This window comes from Okeania sp. SIO3B5 (assembly GCF_010692555.1).
Lineage (GTDB): Bacteria > Cyanobacteriota > Cyanobacteriia > Cyanobacteriales > Microcoleaceae > Okeania.
Map to the genome: position 1 here is coordinate 1 of NZ_JAAHHG010000305.1, position 11,971 is coordinate 11,971.

At 41.0% G+C, this 11,971-nt stretch carries 3 protein-coding genes and 1 pseudogene; 2 read left to right on the top strand and 2 right to left on the bottom strand.

Features of this window, described 5'->3' with window-relative positions:
* Positions 1-539: 539 nt before the first annotated feature.
* Complete coding sequence (locus tag F6K54_RS29415) at positions 540-1,502, bottom strand: DUF6208 family protein (protein WP_293085716.1); 963 nt, start codon at positions 1,500-1,502, stop codon at positions 540-542.
* A 239-nt stretch (positions 1,503-1,741) separates the two neighbouring features.
* Positions 1,742-8,629, bottom strand: a complete 6,888-nt coding sequence (locus tag F6K54_RS29420; protein WP_293085718.1) for a type I polyketide synthase — start codon at positions 8,627-8,629, stop codon at positions 1,742-1,744.
* A gap of 765 nt (positions 8,630-9,394) precedes the next feature.
* On the opposite strand from F6K54_RS29420, the pseudogene F6K54_RS29425 reads away from it, so the two are divergent.
* Both F6K54_RS29425 and F6K54_RS29430 read left to right on the top strand, forming a co-directional pair.
* Positions 9,395-10,619: pseudogene (locus tag F6K54_RS29425) on the top strand (RNA-guided endonuclease InsQ/TnpB family protein).
* Between the two features lie 270 nt (positions 10,620-10,889).
* Entirely contained in the window at positions 10,890-11,507 is a 618-nt protein-coding gene (locus F6K54_RS29430) for a hypothetical protein (RefSeq protein ID WP_293085721.1), read from the top strand.
* Positions 11,508-11,971: the final 464 nt, after the last annotated feature.

Consider the following 11,971-nt stretch of genomic DNA (forward strand, 5'->3'; position numbering starts at 1 on the left):
AGGGAAGAAAGGAGAAAAAGAGGAAATATTGGAGAAAAGTAAAGAGAATTTCAGTATTTCTTTGGTACTGTCGATACTATCAGTCATTAAATTTTATTTATAACTGATTATCCGAACATGATATAACCCCTCCCAGGAGGGGAAGACAGGAGACAGAATTTTAGATTTTGTCATGCGGAATGTGGGTTACGATATTTAGCACCTCCACTAAAAAAGTTAGTGTTTGCGTAGCATTCCGTAGGAAAAGCAGTTTGTAGATCTCTCAAACCTTGCTGTAGTGGCACACTACTTACTTGATATCATCTGATACAGCGCTTTTCGTTGTTATATCATGTCCGGATAATAGCGTGATAAAACACTTTTTCTCATGAGCGCCTTTTCTTCCCTTCTGCCTCCCCCTCCTGGGAGGGGTTAGGGGTGGGTTGCCTCCTGCCTTCGGACCTCCAAAGTGTAAGTATTCAACCGGACATGATATTATGAGGTACACCCGCGCGGGCAAGATGCCCGCACTACAATATTTTCACGATTTATCCTGTACATCATTTGCCCGAAATCTGCTGTAAAAGTTCTGTACTAATCCAATTTCTCTCAAATAATTTATTGCCCAAATTGGACTTGGAGCGCAGTCTCAACAAATAAAAACCATCTGTTTCTATCACAGGAGATGTGTATTTTTCAGAATTAATTTGAGAATAAATAATCGGCAGACTAGAACGATTATATATTGTTAAATAAACATCATAATTAGCGAGTAATAACGAATTTAATTTTAGACTTAAAGAGTAATTTTTATAAATAAATCCATAGATAAACTCGTTATTAGGGTCTCCCACAGGTAAATATTCTTTTCTCACCCATTCTTGAGGCAACCTTTCCTGACAGACTAAGATAGTAAATATATAATAATTGAGAGAACGGTAAAAAAGATTATCTCGTGCTGTTAAATTTTGAAAATAATTATTGACATTATTACCATCAACTGATTCAGCATTAATGATGAGATTACTATCGACCTTAACAGCAGGCAAATTTACTTCATTGTACCAATTATAATATCTTAACCCCAGAGTATATTTTCCAGGTTCGAGTGTTAATTTATGCCATTGTTCCTGAGAATTTGAACCATCAGATGCTATATATTTGACAGCTTTTGCTTCAGGAAATTTATAGATACCTATACTCCATGACTTAGCTGAAGCCACACAAGAACTGATTTCTATTGCTAATGATTCTACAATTTCAAAAGGTCCAGCACCAGCAGCAATGGCATGAGGATTCCATCGGGGGCCAGTAGTTAAAAGAGAGGGTAGTACTAGAGGCTTTTCTAAAAGTTCCGCTGAAAAAACTAGCCATTTATAAACCTTCTTTTTGTTAGAGTTAGTAGCAATATTAACAAGAGTGCGGAGCGAGAATCTCACACTTTTAAAAAATATAAAAGATAACAATGCCAGTGGAATTTCCCACCATAGTTCGATGGCTAAAAATTTTTCCCTATTTTTCATTATTGAATAACCTTTAATTGTTCAATGAGTAATATCATGTCCGGTTGAATAGTTACACTTTGGAGGAGGTAAGGCAGAGGGCAGAAGGCAGAGGGCAGAAGGGAAAGAAAAGTTTAAAGGGAGAAGGTTTTTTTTATAACTGATGATTATCCAGACATGATATTATATCAAATCAGTTTAATTCGGTAGAAAAAAATTGTCTTATCTTCTATCATTGTCACATCTTTACTTTATCTCCCCTACTCCCCTACTCCCCTACTCCCCTGTGATGTCAAGATAAGCGATGCCAAACCAGTAGCAGCATCAATATGAAGATTATGTCCTCCTGGAAGAAAAACTTGTTTTGCTTGAGTCATTGTTATTTGTTGTTGTTGTAAATCTTCTGGTCGATTTAGTTTACTATTATCCCCATAGACTAAGGTAGTAGGAACTTGAATAGATTTGAGCATCTCCAAATATTGAGAGCGATCGCCATTAAAATTGTTAAAACTCAAAACAGAACGAGTACGAAGAATAGCATCCCAACTCCAACACACTCCGCCACTAGCTGGTTTTGTCGATCGTTGAGCTAAGATGTGTGAAAATTCTTCTGACAGACTTGGCGTCCCTTGGCGTAATCTTTTCGCAGCAGTTGTCACATCTGGAAAGATAGGATGTTGAGGAGTAGAAATCAGGTAGTCTAAACAAGTTGCAAGCTGATTGACAGTAGATTCCTGCTTACCTTCCTCCGCAGGTAGTGGAAGTTCAACTAAAATTAACCTTTTGATTAGCTCAGATCGTACACTAGCGATCGCTGCTGCTAACATTGCCCCCATAGAATGACCTACTAACAACAAAGGTTGGTCTGAAAATTCCTGAATTACTCGGTCTATCTGAGCTAAAAATGTCAGTGAATTATAAGAAGTTACCATTTCTAAATGAGAGGAACGTCCGTGGCCAAATAGGTCAGGAGCTACTACCCGATAACCCTTTGCTACTAGGGGAAGTGCGACTTCTTGCCAAGCTAATCCTTGTTCTAAAAGACCATGAATACACAAAACTACAGGAGCATTTGAAGAACCCCAACTACATAAACAAATCTGATTTCCTCGAAACTCTATAAATTTTTCCTCCATAGTTAGTTGTTCTGTTGTAGGAGGTGCAGAAATTTGAGTTTGTTGTTGTTGGTTTATACTAGGTAATTCATAATTGACTTGCTTCGCTATATTTTGAGCTTCTACTCCCAACAGATGCGGTAGTTGAATAGTTTTCCATTTGTCTGCTAAGTTCCCATCAATAGTGTTGTGCTTGAGAAAGTTGGGGTCACTAATTGATAATGAGCTTTGATGAACACCCTCTGTCATCCGCTCGCCTTGATAAGGTTGCAAAAGTTCTGACTCAAAATCAATATTCAGAAAGTCGCATAATTGGGATAGCACTTGTTCTGGTTCCTTCACTAATTCTTCATAGTGAATTTGATGGTGACGCTCCTGTTCTAACCCATTTAAGAAATCTAGAATATTCTGGTTACTTTTAACCCATACCTGCTCCGCTATTTGGTAAGGATTTTCATCTCCCAATCCAGCAAGTTTTTGCATCCGCATCCGTACAAATGATTCTATGACTGAGTACGGATGACGAACCAAATAAATGTATTTGGAGTTGGCAAATATGGATTCTGCTCGTTCTAAAATTGTTCTATTTATTGCATAGGAAGGAGATTTATCTACTAGCAAACGAGGTGCTATGTTTTCCTGCATCATTCCATATACCTGCTGAATAGATAAATTCTGTGACTCCATATCTTGAATCAGAGTCTGACTAGCTGTTGCATCCAGATTTTGAATTTCCATGAACGCTTTTTGTAACCCTTCACCCAAGTAAGAAATATTAAGTTTTTCCTGTCGCTCCTTCATAGTATTAAATGGCAAAAGATGCAACTCTGGTGGTGAAAAGAGAGACGAATGACCAGCTAACATCACCCTGAGTAAAGTTGAACCTGAGCGCGGACTGGAAAGAATGAAAATAATACCAGGAAGACGTTCTGAGCTGGAAGCTAGAGGTGGAGAAATAGATTGGGTATCGAAGATTTCTAAACTTGTTGGGGAGGGTTGATGAGCAGTATTATTATTCAACTCAGCACTCAAATATTGAGTTAGGGAGTTAATTTTTGGTCGTTCGTAAAACTCTCTGGGGTAGATGATGAAATTCAGGTCGCGACTGAGTTGATTAACAACTTCCATAGTCATTAACGAATCCATACCCAGTTCAATCAAATTAGCATCAGCAGGAATTTTTGATGATTTAATTCCCATGCTTTTTGCTACTAGAGATTGAATATAAGTTTTCAATATCTCTTGGCGTTCAGTCGTTGGTGCTGCTTTCCATTTGTCTAAAATTTGTTCGTCTGTCTGTTTTGATGTTGTTTCCTGTTGTAAAAGTTCCAAAAGTAAAGAACTTGGATTTGCTAAACCCCATTGTTTTGCCAGCACTGACCAATCTGCTGGTAACACTCCCACCTGTGCTTTAGACTTACTCTGTACAAGTTGCTCTAATACTTGCATTCCTCTACCTGGAGAAATCGAACTTATCCCTGCGGTTTCCATTCTGTTTTGATACTGACTGGCGACACGAGTTGCCATTCCACTTTCAGACCATGCTCCCCAGTTAATACTTAATCCAGGTAATCCGATCCCTCTACGATAATAAGCTAAAGCATCCATAAAAGCATTGGCAGCAGCATAGTTTCCTTGACCAGGGGAACCTAATAAGGAAGCAGTGGAAGAAAAGCAAACAAAAAAGTCTAGAGACAAATGTTTGGTTAATTTATGTAGATGCCAAGCACCGTTGACTTTTGGTGCCATTACTTTAGTAAAGCGCTCCCAATTCATTCTTTGCAGTACACCATCATCCAAAACTCCTGCTGCATGAATTACTCCTCGCAATGGAGGTGTCTGGATTTGCTCTAGAATTTTGATTACATCTGTTTCTACTGAGATATCTGCTGACAAAACTTTTACTTGAACGTCTAGTTTTTCTAAACCTTGAATAGTCTGTTGTGCTTGCTCTGAGGGTTGACGACGACTGATTAAAACTAAATTTCTTGCACCTTTTTCTACCATCCACTCTGCTATCTGTAAGCCAAGCGCTCCCAATCCTCCAGTAATTAAATATGTGGCATCGGAACACAATGACAAGGGTTGAAACTCTTGGGGAAAGTGCTTGACTAGACGAGGAACATAAGTTTGACGATCGCGCACTGCTAGATGGTCTTCTTTTTGACTATCTGTTATCTGTTGCAATAGTATTTCCGCTTCTTCTTCCGAACTCTGTGGATCTAAATCTAACAAACCACCCCAAAGTTGCGGATGTTCAAAAGCGATCGTTCGACCTAATCCCCACAGAGATGATGTTGCCACTGTTAATTTCTCTGTTTCAGATAATACTTGTTGCGTTCCTCTAGTAATCAACCAAAGTTTAGGTGAGTTTGAGTTTTGCTCGATCGCTACAGTTTGTAATAAGTGCAGTACACTGCCGCATCCTAATAATTGTGCTTCCTCTAAATTTGTTAAATCTTCTTCCGAACTAACGTCTAAACTCCACAGATGAATGATTTTTTGTAAGGGAAGTTTGCTGGTTTTAGTAATTATTTGATATACGTTTTCAAAATCTTGGGGATTAGATGGATTTATTTGATAATTTTCTGTTTCACGCTGTTGATAACTATCGGATTTATAAACTATACTACATTCATTTCCCAACTTCTGTAATTTATTTTTTATTGCTTCACCTACTCCTGTCGAATCTGCAAAAATCAACCAATGACAGGGCTGCTCGATAGTCTTTTTATTGTTAGTATTAGGTTTCCATTGAACTTCATATAACCAATTATTGCTAGCATATTGTTCTAGTTCTTTTTGATATTCCTGAGATAATAATGCTAATAAATCCGGAAATATTTTAAGTTGTTCCTGTGATAAATTACCGTTCTTTTCTAGTTTTTTCAATAAATTTTCAATATTTCCTTGACTGAGTTGATTAATAATAGGAGTATTAATCTTTTCAGCAATATTGAATGCTTTTCCTTCCCCAGAATCTAGAAGTTGTTGTAGATTTTGAATAGTTTCTATCCAATACCTTTCTCGTTGAAACGGGTAAGTCGGTAACATCACCTTACAACGAATATAATCTTGGTCAAACCCTAACCAGTCAACTTTTACTCCCTGCAAATACAACTCTGCTAAACTAGAAAGTATTTGTTCCCACTCTCCTCTCAAAAGCGCAGTTTCCTCTGGCTTCCCATCGTTCAAAAGCGAAGCATCCTCTGGCTTCCCCCTTTCTAAGGGAGACAGGAGGGGGATTTTACCCGGACGCAAAGAAGGCAACCACATTCCTTGATTTTCAGGCAAACATTGACGCCCCATTCCCAACAATACTGGTTTTGGTCCGATTTCCAGGAAGACTTTATATCCTTGCCGATCCAAAGTTTCCATACTCTGAGCGAACCGTACTGATTGCCTGATATGATTCACCCAATATTTCGCTGTGGCAATGCTTTTATCAGCTAATTTTCCAGAAATATTTGATATTAATGGAATTTGGGGTTGATTATAAGTAATTTGTCTAGCGATCGCTTCAAATTCTGCCAGCATAGGTTCCATTAATGGAGAGTGGAAAGCATGGGATACTTGTAGGCGTTTAGTTTTAACTCCCTGAGATTCCAATTGACTACAAATTTCTCCAATAGCTCCACTTGCTCCAGAAATCACAATACTTTCCGGACCATTAATAGCAGCAATAGCTACTTCTGAGTTATAGGGAGCGATCGCTAACCGGACCTGAGATTCAGATGCCAATATTGACACCATTTCTCCGCCATCAGGTAACTGTTGCATTAATTTTCCCCTAGTAGCGATCAGCTTCAGACCTTCTTCGAGACTGAAAACTCCCGCTACAGTTGCTGCCACATATTCTCCAACACTATGACCCATGACAATGTTTGGCTGTACTCCCCAAGATTTCCATAACTTGACTAGAGCATATTCGAGGGCAAACAGAGCTGGTTGAGTGTATGCAGTTTGATCGATCAAAGCAGTCTTCCCAAAAAGCACTTCTAACAGAGGTTTTTCTAGGTAAGGTTGCAGAATTTTGTTGCATTCCTCCAAAACACTCCGAAATGTGGGTTGAGTTTGGTACAACTCCCATCCCATGCTTACATATTGGGAACCTTGACCAGTAAATAAAAAAGCAATTTTAGGCTTACTGGTAGTGTTAGGAAGTTGACTAGAGAACAACCCTAAAACTTCATTTTCAGTATTAAAGCTTTCTAATTTTTCTCTGATTTCATTTTCTGAAGTTGCCAGCACGGCAAGACGATGTTGAAAATGAGAGCGCCCCACATTTGCTGTATAACAAATATCTGGTAAGGACGTTCCATGAAACGTCTCTACATGATTTTCTAAATACTCACAATAACGTTTCGCCAACTCTTCAAGAGCAGGTTGAGTTTTTGCTGACAACGTTAATAAATGAACCGGACGTTCTAAACTTTCTTCACTTTTGCCTTTTGACTGTCTTGAGTGCGTCTTACATTCTGAGGAAACCTCAGAATTACGCACTCGTTTTTGACTTTTGAGTTGAATTTCACTTTTGTCTTTTGACTTTTGACTTTTGAGTTGAATTTCACTTTTGCCTTTTGCCTTTTGACTTTTGACTTGAATAGGAGCAGACTCCAAAATGATATGAATGTTGCTCCCACTCATCCCGAAGGAACTCACTCCTGCCATCCTGGGTTTCTCTCCCTGAGACCAGGGAATTCCAGAAGTGGGGATAGTTACAGGAATCCGATCCCAAGGAATATAGGGATTAGGATTCTTAAAGTGTAAATGAGGAGGTATTTCCTGATGGTGAAGTGCAAGTGCTACTTTGATTAAAGATGAAACTCCTGCTGCTGCTTCTAAATGCCCGAAATTAGTTTTCACCGACCCCACTACCAAGGGTTGATTTTCTGGACGTTTTTTGCCATAAATTGCTGCTAAAGCTTCTAATTCTATGGGGTCTCCCAGAGTTGTTCCCGTCCCATGTGCTTCCACATAGCTCACCTGATGGGGTTCTACTCTGGCATTTTGCAGTGCTTGTTGTATAACTTCTTTCTGTGCCTTTTTATTGGGAACAGTCAAACCACTACTTGGTCCGTCATGGTTAATAGCTGAACCTCGAATCGTTGCTAAAATTATATCTCCGTCTGCCATAGCATCAGAAAGACGCTTGAGAACAACAACTCCGCATCCTTCTCCTTGACCATAACCATCTGCGGATGCGTCAAAAGTTTTGCAGCGGCCATCAGGAGCTAGGGATTTAATTTTAGAACGAGCAACTGTATTCCCAGGAGAGAGAATCAAATTTACTCCCCCTACTAGAGCTAAGTTGGATTCTTTTAAGCGCAGACTTTGACACGCCAGATGCGTCGCTACTAGAGATGACGAACAGGCTGTATCTAACTGAATATTTGGGCCTTGTAAACCCAGTAGATGGGAAATACGACCGACTGCCATGCTGCGGGCGCTACCTAGACTAGAGTAGGCATCAGCAGAAACATTATTCTCCTGGCTTTTAGAAGATTGGTCAAGAATTTGGGTAACTATTTTTGCTGTTGCGGTGGCGAGCTGGACTGATGTATAGTCATCGGTGCAAATTCCAACATATACCCCTGTCTTACTATTTTTCAGATTATTTGGTGCAATTCCAGCGTTTTCTAGTGCTTCCCAGGTAACTTCTAAGAGCAATCTTTGTTGGGGGTCTAAGCTTACTACTTCTCTGGGAGAAATACCAAAAAACTGAGGGTCAAACTGGTCAACTTGTTGAATGAAACTCCCCTGTCGAGTATATGCTGCTAAGGGAGCTTCTGGATCTGGGTCGTAGTAGCTCTCAATATCCCAGCGGTCTGATGGTATTTCTGTTACTGCATCAATACCCTCATGTAATAGATGCCAGAATGAATCAGGGCCATTGGCGTTACCAGGAAATCTGCAACCGACTCCAATAATGGCAATGGGTTCTGTTTTTTCTCTATCGACTGTTTCAAGCTTACTGTGAACTTGTTCTAAAAGCTGAAATAATTGTTCAGATGAAAGTGATTGTTGTTCCATAAGTTTAGAGAAATTGCTGCTTTATCTCAACGTTGGTTAAAGACCCGCGCTCTCCCGAAGGGGAGCGGAGAGATGGGAAAACCAATCAATAAGAGCGGTTCTTACAAGGGTATGCTATCCTAACATAGAACTAGGCTGCTGGGCTAGCAGTTTCAGTCTGTGGAGCGCGCCTTTAGACCAGAAAGAGGTTTGGCCTCCTCAGCAGGTGCTACGTTTCGCTTCGCGACATGAAAAGCGCAGCTCCTCTGTCAAGAGGAAGCAGAAAGTCCTGAGCCGCGAGGTTTAGGAATCCCGCGCTGCCCTTGTAAGCGCAACGTCGGGAGGATGTCAAAAAAGCGATATAATATCATGTCAGGTTGAATAGTTTTAGAGAGGAATGTTTTTTTCCTACTCAGAACTTTGTACTGTCCAGTCGGATAAATGAGAAAAAGTATTTATCTTAAATCAGGACTTAGGCAGAACTACCATATCTAGCTAGTAGAGGCAAATGGCATTTGTGGGATTCTAAAGGCCCTACCAAAATGAGTGCTATCATAATTATGACGACGTTCCGTCAGGACCATCGGGAAGTCCAGTTAACGGGACGAGGAGGGACGAATTTTGGCTCTGTGCAGAGGTGGTATCTGGAGGAACACCGGGATTACCGGAAAATTGGGGTAGGTGCCTCCCCCTTTGAGGGAGACTTTTTAATGCATATATCTAGTTGCAGATATGCTCAACTGTGTGGTAAGGTTTTATCGTAGCATTAAAAAATAAAACATTTCTATGCTCATCTATGAAATGAAGTTGCAAGGCACACAAGGCCAGTATAATCGGCTAGACTCAGCCATTAGGACTGGTCGATTTGTGCGCAATAGCATTATCCGAGCATGGATAGATAGAGAAATTCATAGTCGTAACGATGCCTACAAATACTGTACAAAACTAGCACACAATCCTGAGTTCCCCTGGACAAAGCAACTTAACTCCATGGCAAGACAAGCTCATGCTGAGAGAGCATGGGCAGCAATAGAAAGATTCTATCGAAACTGTAAAGCTAATGTTGCTGGTAAGAAGGGTTTTCCCAAGTTTAAAAAATACCTTGTGAGAGACTCAGTAGAGTACAAAACTAGCGGATGGAAACTATCAGAAGATAGACGCTATTTAACTTTTACTGATGGCTTCAAAGCAGGTACTTTTAAGCTTTGGGGTAGTCGAAACCTTCATTTTTATCAACTCAATCAAATCAAACGAGTCAGAGTTGTCAGAAGGCATGATGGCTACTATGCTCAATTCTCGATCAACCATACTAGAGAGGAGAAGAAAAATCTCACAGGAGAGCAATTAGGAATAGACTTAGGTTTAAATCATTTCTACACTGACTCAAAGGGCCAAAAAATCGAGAATCCGAGATTTTTGAGGAAAGATGAGAAAAAAATCAAAAAACTACAACGCCGTTTATCTCGTACTCAAAAAGGTGCTCAAAACAGGATTAGGGCGAGAAATAGGTTAGGCAGAGCGTATCTAAAGGTTTCACGCAGACGTAACGACTGGGCAGTTAAATTAGCACAGCGCGTCATACAGTAAGTGCGACTTGGTAGCGATAGAAAACCTGAAAGTGCGAAAGGATGATGAAAAACCATAAGTTAGCGAAGTCCATAGCAGATGCAGCATGGTACAGGTGAGCGAGAATGGTTGGAGTATTTTGGCAGAGTCTATGGTGTGCCTATAGTAGCAGTAGAACCTGCATATACTTCTGTAAATTGTTCAAGCTGCGGTGAAACTGTTGTGAAGACTCTCAGCACCAGGACTCATCAATGTCCACACTGTGGTTATGTTGCCGACAGGGACGAGAATGCAGCAATCAACATACTCCAATCAGCATTAAGAGAATTAGCAACTACCCTGGGGCACAGTTGGAATAACGGCCTCTGGAGAGAACGACCTCTGCTTGGTTGAGGAAACTCAGGCAAGTAAGTCGACTCGAGGAAAGAGGAAAGTCCCGCAGTGATGTGGGAATCCCCTCGCCTTTAGGCAGGGGAGGATGTCAACAGAGTTGTTATCCAAATCTACAGCATCTGGGGCAAGGGGCCTATCTCAAACGTTCTGCCAGAGAGATACCCAATCTAGTCATGCGATCGTCAAATGTCAGCTAAAGAAGGTCGTTTGTATTATGTCTATCACATCACGAAGTTTGCAAAAGCTCCTCCGGGACAATATCTCGGGGGAGAAACCCCTCAACGTTGACCCCGAACAAGCCCGAGAACTGGCGGAAGAGTTGTTGGCAAGAGTTGAGCCTCTCGCTGGCGTTAAGCGGAATGATAACTGTCATCATTATAGTCGTTTCCAAGGGGGGGCAAATGGAGACAAGCCCCCCAGCAACACTCTCTGTTGTTCTATTCTGCTGGAAGAATCAAGCGATCGCTGGTATCGAGATCATACCCATTTACATTTGCTCAGGAGTCCGGAGCAACAGCTCTGGGTAGAGTTGGGCAGAGAGCGATCGCCTGCCCCTGTTTCAGACATTGGTGAGGTGGTTGCCCTGGTTCAAGCATTTTTGAAGCGGGTTGATCAGCAAAAAGCCCAGGCTGCCAAGCGCCAAAAACAGAAAGACTTGAAAATACAAGCCATCTTGGCTCAGGTGCGTAAAATTGCCAAGGAAGATGGATTTGACTTTGCCACTGAAGTTGATAGTATTAAGCTCAAGCTGATTATTCGTCTGTCTGACAACGACTATTTTGCTATTTTGATTCCCTTTAACCAGTTCAAGGAGGTGCTGCCAAAATTGCGCACTGCAATTCAGGCTCTCCGCGAGACTTACAACAGTGGCGTTCGCTTTAAAACCCATCTCAAGCGGGGTTATCGCCGTTCTGAATGGATTCGTCATCAGGATTTGTAGTTATATCATGTCCGGTTGAATAGTTAGACTTTGGTGTACAGAAGGCAGGAGGCAGGAGGCAGGAGGCAGAAGGTTTTCTCAAGAGTGTCACCTTAATTTTATACACGCTCCGATGCTATCGGACATGATATTAAAGCACTTGGTGCCAGGGCAAACGCACACAAAACTTAACATAAGCAGGACTTATATCATGTCCGGTTGAATAATTAGACAATGGTTGTCCGAAGGCAGGAGGCAACCCACCCCTAACCCCTCCCAGGAGGGGAAGGCAGGAGGCAGAAGGTTTTCTCCCATTTTTACCTTAATTTTATACACAAACGGTGCTACCGGACATGATATTACCGAAAAATTGGGTTTAAAGCCTCCCCCTTTTAGGGGGACTTTATGTTATGCTTAAAAGAGCGGAAAGGTATTCAACCGCTCTAAAAACCTATAGCTACCGTTCCTTGTAGCGTTTGCACCTT